The sequence below is a fragment of the Candidatus Margulisiibacteriota bacterium genome, assembly GCA_041661965.1.
GTDB lineage: Bacteria > Margulisbacteria > WOR-1 > O2-12-FULL-45-9 > XYB2-FULL-48-7 > XYB2-FULL-45-9.
In genome coordinates, this window is the sequence record JBAZTH010000003.1 from 1 (window position 1) to 15,791 (window position 15,791).

The window sequence follows — 15,791 nt, forward strand, 5'->3', positions numbered from 1 at the left end:
TCTCGATGCTTGCCTTGCCGTTCGGTCTCCTGATCAGCAAATGGATGGCGATCGAAGCGGCGGTCCGTTACCCACTGGTCCTTTTCATGATCATTATCGGCAGTGCTCTGACGATCTTTTTCTGGGCCAAGTGGATCGGCCGGATCATAACTGCTTCGTATCATGAAGAATATAAGATCGAAAAGATCCCTTTCACCATGATGGGGACGATGTTGACCCTGGTGACCGGCGTGATCGTTCTTGGTTTATCGGCTGTGCCGCTCTATCAATTATTTGTCCGTCCGGTCGCGATGGCGGCTTACCAGCATGTCACGACCGTTGTTGCCGCTTGGCGGGTAATGCAATCGGTTGATAAATTTATGGAAGCGCCGCTCTTCGTCTGTTTATTCGTGGTTTTGGTCGCGATCCTGCTGGCAATGAGAAGCATTAAAGAAAGTCATATCCGACCGCCCTTTCTCTGCGGTGAAAATGCCGAACAGAAAGAGACTAGCTTTGAGTTCCGCAGTTTGGCCGATAAACGTGAGACCGCTTATCTTTCTTCGTATTATATGTCGCCGGTTTTCGGCGAGGATAAATTGACCAGCTGGTTCAATCCGCTGGCGATCGCCTTAATTTTAATAATGTTTGGAGCGTTAATGATATGATGTGGGAAGCGTGGTTTAAAATACTAGCGGTCCTGATCCTGGCGCCGATCGGCGGCGCGGTCCTGATGGGGATCGACCGGATCTTGACCGCCCGCATGCAGCGCCGGGTCGGTCCGCCGCTCCTCCAGCCGATCTATGATGTTTTTAAACTGCTGGGAAAAGAGCCGATCCTCCTTAACCGGATCCAGGTTATTTACGCTTTTCTCCATCTTGCCTTTATCGTTCTGTCGGTGATCTTTTTGGTCATGGGCCAAGACCTGCTGATGCTTTTGTTCATTATTGCTTTCGCTAATATTGCCCTGATCCTTGGCGGGATGTGCGTCCGCTCGCCTTACAGCCGGATCGGCAGCCAGCGCGAGATCCTCCAGATGGTCGCTTACGAACCGATCCTGGTCCTGATGGTCGTCGGGATCTACCTGGTCACCGGGAGTTTCCTGGCCAGCGACATTGCCGCTTCCGGGCGGCCGCTGTTATTTTCGCTTCCCTTGATCTTTATTGCTTTTCTATTAGTCTTGACGGTAAAACTGCAGAAATCTCCCTTTGATCTGGCGACCTCTCATCATGCCCACCAGGAGATCGTCAAAGGGATTACGATCGAGTATTCCGGCCCATACCTGGCGATCCTGGAGATCGCTTACTTTTATAAACTTGCCCTTCTGTTCATTATGTTGATGCTTTTCTGGCTCCCCAACATCTATATCGCGCTGGCGCTGGCCGCTGGTTGTTATTTCCTCGAGATCGTGATCGATAACGCGTTCGCCCGCTTGACCCCGATCTGGATGCTGCAATATATGTGGACGATCGGACTGGGGATGGCTTTTACCAATATCATCTGGCTTTATATGGGGAGAGGGTTATGACTAAATTAGCGAAATCACCGTGGGTAGTCCATTATAATTGCAATAGCTGTAACGGCTGCGACATTGAAATTGTCGCCTGTTTGACGCCGATGTACGACCTGGAACGCTTCGGCATCCTCCACGTCGGCAATCCCAAGCACGCCGACGTCTTGTTGGTGACCGGTTCGGTCAACCACCGGAATGCCCGCGTTCTGCGTAACGTTTACGACCAAATGCCAAGTCCCAAAGTCGTGGTCGCCTTCGGGGTCTGTACTTCTTCCGGCGGGATCTTTGCCGATTGCTATAACGTTTATGGTGGGGTGGACAAGGTCATCCCGGTCGACGTTTTTGTCCCGGGCTGCCCGCCGCGGCCGGAAGCGATGATCGATGGCATCGTCAAAGCGGCCGCCAAACTGGAAGCGCTACGCGGCGGAGCGGCTAAGGGTGGGGCGGAGAAGCCGAAAGTTTTCATGGTCCCACCGGCGCCAAAGGAGCAGGCATGATCAACGCGGAAGTTAAAGCCATTACCAAAGAGACCCTCAAAGCCGAAGTCAAAGCCAAGATCGACGGCGGGAATCGTTTCGTGACGATGACCTGTGTCGATACCGGCACCGATTTCGATATCTACTATCATTTCGATCTTAATTACCAGCTCTCGAACTTGCAGTTAAAGCTGGCTTACGGCGAAGTCTTACCGAGCGTCGCCGAGATCACTTTCCCGGCGGTCCTGGTCGAGAACGAGATCAAGGACCTTTTTGGGATCGAGGTTTCCGACCTGCCGATCGATTACCAGGGGCGCTTTGTCCTGTCGGAAGGTTCCCCTAAAGCGCCGATGACCAAAAACTGCGGGATGGCGCTCGATGTCCGCGTGAAAGAGGAGAAATAATGGTCAACACAACCTTAATACCATTTGGCCCCCAACATCCGGTCCTGCCGGAGCCGATCCAGCTTCGCCTGGTCTTGGAAGACGAGAAGGTCGTTGAGGCTTTGCCGGCGATCGGTTATATTCATCGGGGCTTGGAGAAAGTCGCCGAGAAAAAAGATTTCATCCAGACAACTTATATCGCGGAGCGGATCTGCGGGATCTGCAGTTTTATCCATTCTCTTTGCTATTGCCAGGGGATCGAGACGATCATGGGGATCGAAGTTCCCGACCGGGCGAAATATCTCCGGGTCATCTGGAGCGAAGTTCATCGTATCCACAGCCATCTCTTATTTCTCGGCTTGCTGGCCGATGCTTTCGGGTTTGAGAACCTTTTCATGCAGAGTTGGCGCTGCCGCGAATACGTTCTCGATATCATGGAGAAGACCGCCGGTGCCCGCGTAATGCTTGGGACCTGCCAGATCGGCGGGGTCAAACGGGATATTCCGGATGACCTACTTAAAGAAACGCTTAAGACTTTGGACCTTTTGGAAAAAGAATTTACCGAATTTATCCCGGGCTTCCTCAACGACTACAGCATCAAGAAACGGCTGGTCGGGGTCGGGGTCCTCTCTAAAGAGAAGGCCCACGTTCTCGGAGCGGTCGGTCCGGTTGCCAGGGCGAGCGGGGTGGAGATGGATTTCCGGACGACCGGCTACGCCGCTTACAAAGAACTGGGCTTTAAGATGGTCGTTGAACAGACCGGCGATGCCTACGGCCGGATGAAGGTCAGGCTTCTTGAGATGTACGAATCGATGCGCCTGGTCCGGGCAGCGATCAACAAGCTCCCGGCCGGTCCGTTATCGGTCGAAGTGAAGGGGAACCCTAACGGCGAATACGCCTCCCGGGTCGAACAGCCGCGGGGCGAGGTGGTCTATTTCCTCAAAGCGAACGGGACCAAGAACCTGGACCGCTTCCGGGTCAGAACCCCGACCTTTGCCAACCTGGCGCCGCTCCTGCAAATGCTCCCCAACTGCCAGCTCTCTGACGTGCCGGTGATCGTTATTTCGATCGATCCCTGCATCAGTTGTACGGAGAGATAATGGTAAATTTACTGAAGCTTATTTTTAAAAATTTGTTCCGCCGGCCGGCGACCAGGCTTTATCCTTTTGTGAAGCGGGAGCCGTTCAAAGGGGGGCGTTTCAGTCTCGATATGGACCCGGCGATCTGCATTTACTGCGGGATCTGCCAGCGCCGTTGTCCGACCGACGCGATAGTCGTTACCCGGGAACCAAAAACGTGGACGATGGACCCATATCGCTGTATTATTTGCGGTTACTGCGCGGAAGTCTGCCCCAAAAAGTGCATCTACATGAGGAATACCTCGGTCGAAGTAAAGTAAACATGGATAGTTTCGAGCGCCTCCGACTGGAAATGGTCGAGGACCAGCTCGTTTCGCGCGGCATCAAAGAGCCCAAAGTTTTGGCTGTCTTTCGCCGCGTTCCTCGCCACGAATTTATTCCCGCCCAATACCGGGCAGCCGCTTACGATGACTTCCCCCTGCCGATAGGAGGAGAACAGACGATCTCCCAGCCATATATTGTTGCCCTGATAACTGAAATGATGGAGATAAGTAAAGAAGACAAGATTTTGGAGATTGGGACCGGATCGGGTTATCATACGGCGATTTTGGCTGAACTTTGCCGCCGGGTCTACACGATGGAACGGATAGAATCGTTATCGCTGGGGGCGAGAGAGGTTCTAGTAAAGCTCGGTTATACCAACATCGAATTTGTTTCCGGGGACGGCACCGAAGGCTATCTTGAAGCGGCGCCGTACAATCGGATCGTTGTCGGTGCTGGCTGTCCCGACGTTCCGCCCCCGCTTCTTGAACAACTGGCCGAGGGAGGAAAGCTCCTGGTTCCGGTGGGGGATAGGTATTTGCAAAGATTAACGGTGGTGACAAAAAATCAGGGGAAAATCTCCAGGGAGAAAACGATCGATTGCCGGTTTGTGCCGCTTATCGGTAAATATGGCTGGCAAGATTAAAAAATCGGGGTGATAGGATTTGAACCTACGACCTCCTGGTCCCAAACCAGGCGCTCTACCAAGCTAAGCTACACCCCGTAATCCGCCTGTGGCGGCAAACACAGAAAAACCGAGGAAACCGCGACGATACTGTCGCAGGTTTCCGATCAAAGTTTAACATGGATTATAGACGTGGTCAAACAAGGCTGAAAAATTGAGTGAAATTTTTACTGTAGGGGAACGATAAATAAGTGGCTGGAGTATCCGTGACATGCTCGATCTGATTTCCCTCACCGGGATCAACCTGCTAGACGATATTTCAGCCTTTACTTTATCTATTATACCTCTTTTTGGCCGATCTGTCAATCTAAGGGTGAGGACGGGTTAATGCCCTTTTTCGATGAATTCCCGGGCGGAATTGGCGGCAATCGCCCCATCGGCGGCGGCGGTAACTACCTGGCGGAGCGATTTAGCCCGAATATCACCGGCGGCGAAGATCCCGGGGGCCGAAGTTTTCATGTTTTCATCCGTAATAATGAAACCGCGCTCATCCAATTTGACGACCCCTTTGACCGCTTCGACGTTGGGGTGGTAGCCGATATACACAAAAACCCCGTCAGTTTGGACCGTTGATTTTTTGTTGCTTACCAGGTCCTTGAGCACGATCCCGGTCACGGTCTTATCCCCGATGATCTCTTCAACGGTTGAATGCCAGTGAAAATAGATCTTGGGGTGGCTTTGCGCTTTTTCGGCAACGATCCGGTCGGCCCGCAGTTCGTCGCGCCGGTGGATGATCGAAACTTTGCCGGCGTAGCGGGTCAAAAAGAGCGCTTCTTCCACGGCCGAATTGCCGCCCCCGACCACGACGATGTTTTTGTCCTGGTAAAACGCGCCGTCGCAAACCGCGCAATAGGAGACCCCCCGGCCGGTGAAGGTCTCTTCGCCCGGGACCCCCAGCTTGGCCGGTTCGGACCCGGTGGCGACGATCACCGCTTTGGCGAAATGGGCCTGTCCGTCGACGGTGACTTCCCGAAAATGCTTGCCGTTTTTGACCCCAACCGCGCGCCCCCAAATGATTTTCGGAAAGAGCTTTTTGATCTGGTTCTCCAACCGCTGGGCCAGCTCCTGTCCGGAGATCCCGTCGGGGAAGCCGGGGTAGTTATCGATCTGATAGGTGGTGGAGGCCAGCCCGCCCAGGATCATTTTTTCGATCAGCAGGACGTTAAGCCTGGCCCGCAGGGCGTAAAGGGCGGCGGTCATGCCGGCCGGCCCGCCGCCGATAATGATCAGATCGTAAGGCTTTTGCTCTTCAATGATGATCGACTGCTGCGGTTTGGTTTGTAATTTTGTCGGCATATTATTTGTTGATGATCAGCTTGCTTTTTCCGACCAGGGAGATCTTCCGGTCCTTGAGCGAGACCCTGACCTGGTCGCTGGTCAGCTTGTTGGTCCCTTGCTCGGCCCGCGAATTGCCGAAAAGGATAATGTTCTGGTCGTCGGTAAAGTAGTCGGCGGCGTCTCCCCAGGCGTTGATGTCGCGATAAGCGATCCGGACCTCGTTCTTAAGCTTTAATTTCTTTTTCTGTTGGTAATATTGGACCGCTTTGGCGGTGACCCTGGCGTCCTGCCAGCTGATGCGCGGGTTGCCGTTGGCGGTAAAGATATCCTGCGCGCCGGTCACGCTGAATGTCTCGGCTTCCAGGGTGAGCGGAATACTGCCGGCCGGCGCGATGACTATTTTCGGCGAGCCGGACAGGGTCATCATTTTAAATTCGACGTCGCCGCTCAAGGTCTCGGCGTAAGCGGAGGCGTCCCCCTTGTTCAGCATAATTCCCCCCTGGCAGAGGAGTTTTTGGTCGGCCAGCCGCCAGCGGAGATTCTTGGCCTTGAACCAGTAACCGAGCCCTTTTTTGTATTCCTTGGGGAAAGAAAAGAACGAGAGCTTGCCGGTCCTGATCGAACTAAGCAGCTGGTTGATCTTGCCGGCGGAGGCCAGGTCGTAGCCGACCGGATTGTCGAGATAGATCTCTTTCTTGTCTTTTTCCCAGAGGGCGGCGGGGGAGGAGAAGCGCAAGACCGGTTTTCCTTTATTAAAGAAAGTCCCTTCCACGTTTTGCAGGGCGGCGATCCCGGCATTTTTATTGAGCATGCCGGTGTCGGCTTCCAATTGCCAGTATTTGACCCCGTTGACGACCTCTTCGACCGTGACTTTTTTGAAGATCAGGTCGGCTTTCTTTTCCTGTTCCTTCAGAGAGTTATAGATCCGGCTGGAGACGTCCTCCTTCGGGACGAAGATCGCCCAGTAGAAGATCCAGACGAAAAAGACCACCGCCAGGATCGGTATTAAAGTTTTAAATCTCATAAAATTTAGTTAACTCCCCGAATAACCGCGCAATTAATTGCGCGGTTATAGCAAGGAAACCGCGACGATACTGTCGCAGGTTTCCATTTTAGTATCCCAACGCCCTCAACCTGACCGCTTCCATGGTTTCCAGGAAGCCTTTCCATTTGTCCCCTTTACGGTTGTAGCCTTCCCCCAGCAGCAGGTGGAGCGCGGCGACGTTGCTGTCGATCGCCAGCCCTTTTTTGGTGACCTCCATGGCGGTGTCGGTTTCGTTGAGTTCCCCGTAGATCAGCGCCTGGTAGCCGTAACCCCAGACGTTATAAGGATCGATCTTGAGGACATTTTCCAGTTCCCGGATCGCTTCTTTTTTCCGTTCGTTGAAGTAGTAGGCGAAGGCAAGGCGGAAGCGGAGCCGCCAGTCGCTGGGACTGTCGGTGACTTTTTTCTCGTACATTTCCAGCCCCTTTTTCTTAAACGAAGGGTCTAGTTCGACGGTCTTTTTAAGGTTGTTCCAGCCGTCCTGCAGGTTGTTAGTGTAAGCCATGGTGATCGCCAGATCGAAGCGGGTAGCGGCATCGTTCGGATTGGCCTTGACCGCCGCTTGTTTGGTCTCCAGCTCTTTCTGCAGTTCGGGCGTGATCCGCCAGGCCTGGGCGGAAAAAGCTGTAAGCAGTAAGCAGCAAGCGGTAAGCAAAAACAAGCCTCTTTTTATATTCATTTCTTCCCTCCCAGTATTTTAGCGACGATGTTAGTGGTCGAGCGGCCTTTGATCGGCGGAATGACGACAACTTTGCCGCCAAGCGCTTCGACCAGTTTTTTCTCCGGCAGGTCGTTAACGTTATAGTCCCCGCCTTTGACGTGAATATTGGGTTCGACCGCTTTGATCAGATTATCGGGCCGCAGTTCGCCAAACAAGATGACATAGTCGACGCATTCCAGGGAGGCCAGGATCTCCGCCCGTTCCAGTTCCGAGACGTAAGGGCGGGCTGGTCCTTTGAGGGCGGCGACCGACTTGTCGGTGTTGACCCCGACGATCAGAATGTCGCCGAGCTTTTTGGCTTCGCGCAGGTAGCGGACGTGGCCGAGGTGGAGGATATCGAAACAGCCGTTGGTGAAGACGATCTTCATCCCTTCGTTTTTCAGGTTCTTGGCGATCGGCCCGATCTCCCGGCGGGTCTTGATCTTGCGGGTGACCGGCTCATGCCCGGCCAGCGATTCTTCCAGCTCTTCCCGGAAACAGGGGGCGGTCCCGATCTTGCCAACGACAACCGAGCCGGCGAAGTTGGAGAGGAGGGCTGCTTCCCGCGTCGAGGCGCCGGCCGCCAGGGCCAGGGTCAGGGTGGCGATCACGGCGTCGCCCGCGCCGGTGATGTCGAACACTTCGCGGGGGACCGCCGGGAAGGTCTTGGCCTCTTTGGCGTCGAAGAGGGTCATGCCGTCGCGTCCCCGGGTGACCAGGACATAGCGGCTTTTGGTTTTCTGCAGGAGGTTTTTACCCGCTTGCCGCAGGGTTTCGTCGTCTTTGATCTCGACCCCGGCGGCGACAATTGCTTCCCGTAAATTTGGGGTGATGATAGTGACCCCGGCGTATTTGGCGTAGTCATTTCCTTTCGGATCGACAGCGACCGGCTTTTTGTGGGCTTTGGCCAGCTTAATGGTCGTTTGGCAAATCGTTTTGGTGACCAATCCTTTTTCGTAGTCGGAGATAACGATCGCGTCAACGCGGGGGATCAGTTCCTTGAGCCGTTTAACGATCTGTTGGGTTAGGGCGAGAGAGAGGATCGATTTGTCTTCCCGGTCGACCCGGACGACGTGCTGGGAGGCGGCGATGATTCTCGACTTGAGGATGGTCGGCCTAACATCGTCGACAATGATGAAATTGGTGCTGACGTTGATCTTTTTCAGGGCGTTGAGGAGTTTTTCGCCCGAGCTGTCCCGGCCGATGATCCCGATCAGGTAGGGGGTACCGCCCAGGGCGGCGATATTGGCGGCGACGTTGCCGCAACCGCCGGGGACATGGGTCGTCTTTTTAACGTCGGCGATCGGGACCGGCGCTTCCGGCGAGATCCGGGAGACCGTGCTCCAGATATGCTCGTCGAGCATCAGGTCGCCGACGATCAGGACTTTTTTACCGGCAAAATTTGAGATGTATTTTTTTAGGTTGTCCAAGGTTTGATCCTTTCCTTCAAAGGTGCTTATGTAATGGTATAGGAGCGGGGGTTATTTTTCAAGAGCTGATCGGCCAAGGAGCCAGTCGGCCGCCGCTGACAGGTCGGAGGCGATAAAGTCGGCCGGTTTCCGGAGCTTGTTTTTTGATTCGGCCCCCAGGCCGGTCAGGACCAGGATCGTTTTGGTCCCGGCGTTCTCCCCGGCTTCAATGTCGCTCGGCTTGTCGCCGATCATATAGGAGCGGCTAAGGTCGAGCTGGTGTTCACGGGCCGCTTGCTTCAGCAGACCGGGGGAGGGTTTGCGGCAGTCGCAATCATCTTTATAAGGGTAAACCCCGTGTTCGGGGTGGTGGGGGCAGTAGTAAGCGCCATCAAGGTGAGCCCCTTTTGCCAGCAGGAGCTTGTGCATCGTTTTATCGATCGTCTGGAGCATATCTTCGGAGATAATTCCCCGGGCGACCCCCGATTGGTTGCTGATGATGATCACCGGCCAGCCGGCTTCGTTCAGTTTTTTGATCCCCTCGATCGCTCCCGGCAGGAATTCGATCTCCCGGGGAGAGCTTAAGTAGTGGGCGTCCAAAATGACCGTACCGTCACGGTCGAGAAAGACGGCTTTACTTTTTTCAGCCATATCGCGATAATTATAACATAATCTACAAAGAAGAGTCATTGTAGACTATTATCGCGAAACCGGGCGTTGGCTACCGGCTGGACATACAGGCGCTGGAAAAATAGTTATTCAAAACAGAAAGAATAGTTCTTTTTTATTTGACGGTTGATATAACTGATCGCTAGACTCTTCTCTTGATAGAGACGGCCCCAGAAATAGGCCGCTTCTTTGATCAGAAATTTTTTCAATTCGCACAACAGCCGGGCAGGTTCGGTGGAACGGCTCCTAACTGTTTCATAATAGCACTGGCCGCCGCAGAGCTTTTTGGCGGCGCATTTCTCACATTTGGCCAGGAAGCCGGCCTGCGCCGCCGGCGGTGGGTTTTTAATTCCCTTAACAACGTTGCCAAGCGAAGTCTCCGGCAGCCGGCTGAAAGAGGGGCACAGGAAAATATCGCCTCCGGCGTCTACATAAAAATAATCCAGCCCGGCCGGACAGCGCCGGGTTTGCTCCGCGCCGGCGTAGGTCCGCAGCAGGAATTTGCCCAGGTAATCACCCGGATTAAAAAGCGAAAAGAAATAGCCGTAATCGTTTTCTTTAATGATCTTTTTCAGGATAAAGTCGGTCAGGGCGCGATATTCTTTTTTGACTTTTTTCAGCCGGTCGGCGGTCAGCTTGAATCTCCGATCGCTGCCGCGGTACGGTTTGACGATGATGCGGCGAAAGCCGAGCAAGTAAAGCCCCTTGAGCCGGTAGGTCAAGAGGGGATCGTCATAAGTAAAAGTTGAATTGGCATTGTCGATCAGAGAAAAGGCCTTCTGCTCTTTCAATTCGCCGATCAGCCGCAAAACACGGTCGCCGCTGCCGCGGCCGGACCGATCCCGGCGGTTGATGTCATTGAGGAGCGGAAAGCCGTCGAAGGTAAGCGAGAAACGGATCAGCCGCCGGCGCCGTTTGTTTAATTTTTTGATCCGGGCGATGAGACCGGGCGTCAAAAGCGTGCCGTTAGTCGTGAAATGCAAGAAGATCTTGTCGTTTTTGCGGGCGATGACATATTCGGCGAGCCGTTCGATCAATTCAAAATTTAGCAGCGGTTCGCCGGTGCCGGTAAAATCCACACAATATTCTTGGGGCGGCGGCGACTGTTTCCGGTAATAGTCCAGAAAGAAATCAATGGCTTTGACAGCCGATTCATAGCTCATTTTCTGCGGCTGCCGGTGCTTTTGCGCTGCGAAACAATAGCGGCAGTTGAGATTGCAGCCCGAACAGTTTTCCAGGCTGATGGTGACAACGCGTTTTTGAAGTGTTGATTTGGTTGCCATGTTAGCAATAAACCCTGACCGGGTTGAGGTTCGGGCCCGGTTTTAATGGAATATAAGAAAAACGATATTGCCCTCTGGAGCTATTTTCATGGCGTAATTTAATAAGGGCGCCTGCTTTTTTGACGATGTCCCTGGTGAATCTCGTCGGATCAGTGATTACTCCGGCGGCGATCATGCTAAGCAGCGTGTTCAAATAATAAAGACTATCTTTAGGCAGCCGCTTGACAATCGCTTTTTGCACGCTATAAGACTTGTTGAGAAGTTTTAGCGCGAAATCATCGGTAATCTCGTCCGGCTGGAGGCCAGGGGTTTGATTGGTATCAAACGATTTGAGGAAGACGGCCGCTTCTTTGTCGGCGGCAGCTTGAACGGTGTTAACTCTGTTAGTGTTTACCGGCTGCGGCATTTATTTGCTCCCCGGCGCCAGCCGATTCTCGACCGCCTCGGTCAACTGCGTTAGGGAATCGGTTCTGACTTTATCCAACAACTCTTTTAATCGCGCTTTAAGCGGACCGTTCCAGGGCAGGGTGGCGATAAAATCCGCCAGGCGGTCTTTGTCGAGCAGGAGATATTTTCTGGCTGATTCTTCAGCGCCTTCTTCATTTATTCCAGCGCTTCTAATCCTGTTGTTGCCCGGCGGGTCGGCGATCGGTTCCAGTTCGATCGGGATTAAACTATAATTTGGATCGAGATAGCCGACCGTAAAACCGGGGGTTAGGTCATGGAACCGAGGCCGGTCGACGCCCGGCGCTGTTTCTTGCGGTTCTTCAAAAAGTATCGGGCCGGGTTCTTGCAGGATGGCAGACAGACCCTGATCGAGAGTGAGTCCGGCCAGGTCGGCGAGCGCCGCCAGCTCGGCCGCCAGTCCCCGGGCTGTCTGCTGGGAGGTTGCGGTGTTGCGGCCGCTTTCCTTTAGCCGGTATTGAGTGATTGCTTCAAAATGAGCGACCGGTTTAGCGCCGGCCGGTTTGTCATCCGCCGCAGCCAGAAAGATTTCGTTGCGGTCAAAATATAAAAGATAGCGTTTCAGCAATTCAACAAAGGTCTTGGCGGCCAAACGCGGACCCTGCTTGTTGGGCGAGATCACGGGAAGCCATCGAATCTTGGCCAGCAACACCCGCTGCCGGTCAAAGTTTTCTTTTTCCCGTCCGGCCGGAACCGGCTTGAGCAGCGCCGGGATATCCTTGGTTATGACCTCTCGCCTGGCTTCTTCGAAGACCAGACGAGGGACATCTTTATCGTTAATCCCGGCCATGCGCGCCAGCGTGGCGATATCCCGCGCGGCATCGCTGCCCGCTTCGGCCTGTAGCCGCAAGATCTCGTCGTTAAGCATCAGCTTTTGGTCATCAGGGACGAACGAAAGATTTTGCAGGCGCGCCAGCGCGTCTTCCTTTAACAACACGACATCGTAATTGAGCGGCTCGGCCAGGCCCAATCCAACCAGCATTCTTTTTGCGTAGGCCGGGGCGGTCTCGGCCACCACCCGCCGGTAATGATCGTACCCAACGATGATATTGGCGGCCAGGAATTTGAACTCTCCGCTGTCCAGAGAGGTTAAATCTGTTTCGGAGTAGCCGGCCCGCCGCCTTGTGTTTTCATAACCTGCTTTAACGTTCAGAAGCATTCTGATTTTATTAAGCAGCGTTTTTTTGTCCGCTTGTTTGGGGGAGAGGGCGAAAATTCCTGCTTTCAGCTCGTCTACCGATAACTTAAATTTATCGCGCACTTCGGTATCGCTGGGCGGCGAATTGGCCACGGACAAGCTAAACTCATCGACTCCGGCATGAAAATAGCTGTCAAGATCGTCTTCTATATTATCGGCTAACGGCCGGCCCTGATAGGTGTTGGCCGGATTGGCGTAGATCCGGAAAAAATGACGGACAAAATCCTCCAGCTTGTAGCCTTCCACCAGACCGTCTTCGTATTCACGAAAGAGCTGGAAGGCCCGGCCGCGGTCCAGAGGATTGGTATAACAGGTCGTGGCGGCAAAGCGAATATGCCATTTGTCGATCAAATGGTTGCCCCGGTTACGCTCATCCGCTGACAGCGCGTTGGCGCCGTAGACCACGCAGCCGATTTGGTGCAGGCGTTGCGCGGCCGCCTGCTCTTCTGCATCATTTTTGAATGGGCGGGCCAGCAGGATCCTGGCTTCGGCCAAATATTTATCGGTGACAGCCCTTAATCGCGCATAGTCCGGCCGATTGTTCTCCGCAGCTTTATCAATCGGCGCAGGGGCGGGTGGAACGGCTTTTGTTCCGGGCGGGATTTCAGCCGGAACGCTCAATTTATCCTGCCTGCTCAAGGTAACCCGGCCGCCGCCTTCATAGAAAGTGTTCCGCGAGCCGCCGCCGCCCCGGTTGGGAGCGGGAGCGCCGCTGCTTTCAACGACTATCGCGACATTATCGGTCTGTTTGATGGTGCTTCTATAAACCGTGAGCTTTTCTTCCCTTAATTTCGCCAGCTCCTGAGAGTCTTCGATGGCTATTCCGGCGACCAGGACCATCGGGTCGAGCAGGTCGGCCCGCAACTCCGAAACCGGCTGCCAGCCGGCATAATTGCCCAGCAAAACCGCCTGGCGGTTCTCGTTATAAATCGCCAGGTCGTCGTGATCAGAATATCTGGCCACCACCAGCCGGTTGTCTTCACCGAGCATTTCAGGATAAAAGAGCAGAATGCCGAGCGCCCCGATGCCCCGGAGCGTGCACTCCTGGCCGCCCGGGCCGACCAGCTTCGGCCGGCCGTTAACTTTTAATTCTCCGCTGATAATTGAGGTCAGATATTTGGCGTTCGGGTCATACTTTGATTTCGATTCGATCAGGCCGATCAGTTTTCGCTTTTTTTCTTCGAGGTTCATACTTTGGTCGTGCGCCGCCGGTTCATACTCTTTGACCCAGCCGGCGATTTCCGCCTGTAAAATCGGAAGCGGGATGCTCGGATTCGGCATCAGATAAACGGTGTCCCGCGACCGCTGATCCCAGAAATCGGCTGCAAATAAAAACGCGAGGAGTTTGGGATCAACCCGGTTGCCTGGTTTGCCCAGATCGGCCAGGTATTGGTCAAGCCAGGTTTTGCCCTCCTGCCGCAGGCCGGCAAGTTTTTGTTGAGCGGCCTTTCGCTCGGCGGGAGAGAGCGGGTTGGGTTTGCCTGCGGGTTTGACCGACATCTCTTCCCAGGGAGAAGTTTCCGAGCTCGCGTTGGGACTGACTGTAAAGCCGGCGTTAACATCGAAACGTGGTTCGGCGGAAAAAACGGCGTTTTGGCTCGCGGAACGGGCACCGCCCGACGCTTTATTTATTTTTTCGACCAGGCGATCGATTTCTTCCTTGCCCGGCGGTGAATTATCGGCTGTTTCAGCTGCCGGGTTAACCAGCAGTGGTTTCCCGGCTTTTCCGTTGGGCGGAGGCGGGGTGAGTGTTTGGCCGGTTGGGTTTCCGGGAGTTGAGGAAGTCCTTGTTAGTCTTCTCAATAGGCTGTCCTGGCCGCAGCCGCCGACAGCCACTGTATGCAGCGCGGCCGAGAAAAGAAAGGTCCGGGCCAGCCGGTTTCTGAATAACGAGCCGATTCTAAGATTAATCATTTATTTTATTTACTAATATCAAATTGCACACAAAAATTTACGTATGTCACTACAGATCAGTGATATAACTAAAATAGCCGTTTTGCCATCACAGGGGTTAATGAATTAGTTGTTGTACCGTTCCCTAATTGACCATCGGCATTCTTTCCCCAAGCCCAGAGAATGCTGAATGACCAGGTCGTATTTAATGCCAAAGAGAAACTGCCCCCAGCACTAATTGCCGTGACCCATCCCAAATCGGAAACCATGATTGGCTTTGATGAATCGGTTGTCGTACCGTTCCCTAATTGACCATTGATATTCTTTCCCCAAGCCCAGACAGTGCCATCGTCTATCAGTGCCAAAGACGAGCTACATCCGGCACTGATTGCTGTGACCTGCCTTAAACCGTAAACAGTAACGGGGATTGACGAATTAGTTGTCGAGTCGTTCCCTAATTGTCCCCAAAAATTATATCCCCAGGCCTTGACCGTTCCGTCATGCAATAAAGCCAAAGAGTGATCGCATCCGGCACTGATCGCCATAACTTCCCCCAAACCGGAAACCATGACGGGCGTTGACGAATCGGTTGTCGTACCGTTCCCTAATTGTCCCAAAATATTACTCCCCCAGGCCCTGACCGTTCCGTCATGCAATAAGGCCAAAGAGTGATCGCCGCCGGCACTGATTGCTGTGACCTGTCTTAAACCGTAAACAGTTATGGGAGTTGGCGAACTAGTTGTCGCACCGTTCCCTAATTGTCCCCAATAATTAAATCCCCAAGCCCTGACCGTCCCGTCACGCAATAATGCCATAGAGTGAAGGCCTCCAGCACTGATTGCCGCGACTTCCCTCAAACCGGAAACCATGACGGGGGTAGGTGAATTAGTTATTGTGAGATCCCCTAATTCACCATTATGATTAGACCCCCAGGCCCTGACCGTCCCGTCACGCAATAATGCCATAGAGTGAAAGTCTCCAGCATTGATTGCCACGACTTCCCTCAAACCGGAAACCATAATGGGTGTTGCTGAAGGGCTTGACGTTGTCTTGCCGTTTCCTAATTGGCCAAAATAATTACTGCCCCAGGCCCAGACCGAACCATCATCTTTTAGCGATAAGGAGTGATAGGCCCCGGCACTAATTTTATTCTCCGGCGGCGTTGACTTACTGCCTTTGATCGATCCGCTTGGTGATAGAGCGGATATTTTTTTACTTATATCTTCAGCGTTATAGAATATATAACTGAAAGCTGCAGCTGCCGAAACTATCCCGGCTCCTATTGCGCCCCATCTTTTCCAGGGACAACCGCGGAGCCGTTCATCTTTTCTGTTAATATTAGCCAGTTCCATTCTAGTTGTGGTGAGTCTTGTGGTTACTCTTTCAATTGCCATTTTATTTCTCTCCTGAATTTCCGA

Annotated in this window: 16 protein-coding genes and 1 tRNA gene; 7 read left to right on the forward strand and 10 right to left on the reverse strand. The window is 53.5% G+C overall.

Annotated features, from left to right (window positions below; translation table 11 throughout):
- From WC772_05745 to WC772_05775, 7 genes are all read left to right on the forward strand, one after another.
- A partial coding sequence (locus WC772_05745) for an NADH-quinone oxidoreductase subunit L (protein ID MFA6170256.1) occupies nucleotides 1-644 on the forward strand: 644 nt, incomplete at its 5' end.
- A complete protein-coding gene (locus WC772_05750) occupies nucleotides 644-1,504 on the forward strand; it encodes a complex I subunit 1 family protein (GenBank protein ID MFA6170257.1) in 861 nt (286 codons plus the stop codon). The genes WC772_05745 and WC772_05750, both read left to right, overlap by 1 nt.
- The gene (locus tag WC772_05755; GenBank protein ID MFA6170258.1) at nucleotides 1,501-1,986 is read left to right on the forward strand and encodes an NADH-quinone oxidoreductase subunit B family protein; all 486 of its coding nucleotides are present in this window, start codon (nucleotides 1,501-1,503) and stop codon (nucleotides 1,984-1,986) included. The genes WC772_05750 and WC772_05755 overlap by 4 nt, the downstream gene beginning before the upstream one ends.
- A complete protein-coding gene (locus WC772_05760) occupies nucleotides 1,983-2,369 on the forward strand; it encodes an NADH-quinone oxidoreductase subunit C (protein ID MFA6170259.1) in 387 nt (128 codons plus the stop codon). Before WC772_05755 ends, WC772_05760 begins: the two co-directional genes overlap by 4 nt.
- Nucleotides 2,369-3,448: a nickel-dependent hydrogenase large subunit gene (locus tag WC772_05765; protein MFA6170260.1), complete on the forward strand. Its 1,080-nt coding sequence runs from the start codon at nucleotides 2,369-2,371 to the stop codon at nucleotides 3,446-3,448. Before WC772_05760 ends, WC772_05765 begins: the two co-directional genes overlap by 1 nt.
- Complete coding sequence (locus WC772_05770) at nucleotides 3,448-3,747, forward strand: 4Fe-4S binding protein (GenBank protein MFA6170261.1); 300 nt, start codon at nucleotides 3,448-3,450, stop codon at nucleotides 3,745-3,747. Before WC772_05765 ends, WC772_05770 begins: the two co-directional genes overlap by 1 nt.
- Before the next feature lie 2 nt (nucleotides 3,748-3,749).
- Nucleotides 3,750-4,394 carry a protein-L-isoaspartate(D-aspartate) O-methyltransferase gene (locus WC772_05775; GenBank protein MFA6170262.1) on the forward strand — a complete coding sequence of 215 codons (645 nt, stop codon included), beginning with the start codon at nucleotides 3,750-3,752 and terminating at the stop codon, nucleotides 4,392-4,394.
- Nucleotides 4,395-4,398: 4 nt separating this feature from the next.
- Here WC772_05775 and WC772_05780 read toward each other — a convergent pair.
- From WC772_05780 to WC772_05825, 10 genes are all read right to left on the reverse strand, one after another.
- Nucleotides 4,399-4,472: transfer RNA gene (locus WC772_05780), tRNA-Pro, on the reverse strand.
- A gap of 285 nt (nucleotides 4,473-4,757) precedes the next feature.
- Nucleotides 4,758-5,729 (reverse strand): thioredoxin-disulfide reductase, encoded by a 972-nt coding sequence (trxB, locus tag WC772_05785; protein MFA6170263.1) that lies wholly within the window; start codon nucleotides 5,727-5,729, stop codon nucleotides 4,758-4,760.
- A gap of 1 nt (nucleotide 5,730) precedes the next feature.
- Nucleotides 5,731-6,735 carry an LPS export ABC transporter periplasmic protein LptC gene (lptC, locus tag WC772_05790; GenBank protein ID MFA6170264.1) on the reverse strand — a complete coding sequence of 335 codons (1,005 nt, stop codon included), beginning with the start codon at nucleotides 6,733-6,735 and terminating at the stop codon, nucleotides 5,731-5,733.
- An 88-nt stretch (nucleotides 6,736-6,823) separates the two neighbouring features.
- Entirely contained in the window at nucleotides 6,824-7,435 is a 612-nt protein-coding gene (locus WC772_05795) for a hypothetical protein (protein MFA6170265.1), read from the reverse strand.
- Entirely contained in the window at nucleotides 7,432-8,886 is a 1,455-nt protein-coding gene (rfaE1, locus tag WC772_05800) for a D-glycero-beta-D-manno-heptose-7-phosphate kinase (protein ID MFA6170266.1), read from the reverse strand. The genes WC772_05795 and rfaE1 overlap by 4 nt, the downstream gene beginning before the upstream one ends.
- Before the next feature lie 51 nt (nucleotides 8,887-8,937).
- Nucleotides 8,938-9,516, reverse strand: coding sequence for a D-glycero-beta-D-manno-heptose 1,7-bisphosphate 7-phosphatase (gene gmhB, locus WC772_05805; GenBank protein ID MFA6170267.1), 579 nt, complete (start codon nucleotides 9,514-9,516; stop codon nucleotides 8,938-8,940).
- Between the two features lie 104 nt (nucleotides 9,517-9,620).
- Nucleotides 9,621-10,817, reverse strand: a complete 1,197-nt coding sequence (locus tag WC772_05810) for a radical SAM protein (GenBank protein ID MFA6170268.1) — start codon at nucleotides 10,815-10,817, stop codon at nucleotides 9,621-9,623.
- A 1-nt stretch (nucleotide 10,818) separates the two neighbouring features.
- A complete protein-coding gene (locus WC772_05815) occupies nucleotides 10,819-11,223 on the reverse strand; it encodes a hypothetical protein (protein MFA6170269.1) in 405 nt (134 codons plus the stop codon).
- Nucleotides 11,224-14,394, reverse strand: coding sequence for a hypothetical protein (locus tag WC772_05820; GenBank protein MFA6170270.1), 3,171 nt, complete (start codon nucleotides 14,392-14,394; stop codon nucleotides 11,224-11,226).
- 68 nt (nucleotides 14,395-14,462) lie between these two features.
- Nucleotides 14,463-15,767, reverse strand: coding sequence for a hypothetical protein (locus tag WC772_05825; GenBank protein ID MFA6170271.1), 1,305 nt, complete (start codon nucleotides 15,765-15,767; stop codon nucleotides 14,463-14,465).
- Between the last annotated feature and the right edge of the window lie 24 nt (nucleotides 15,768-15,791).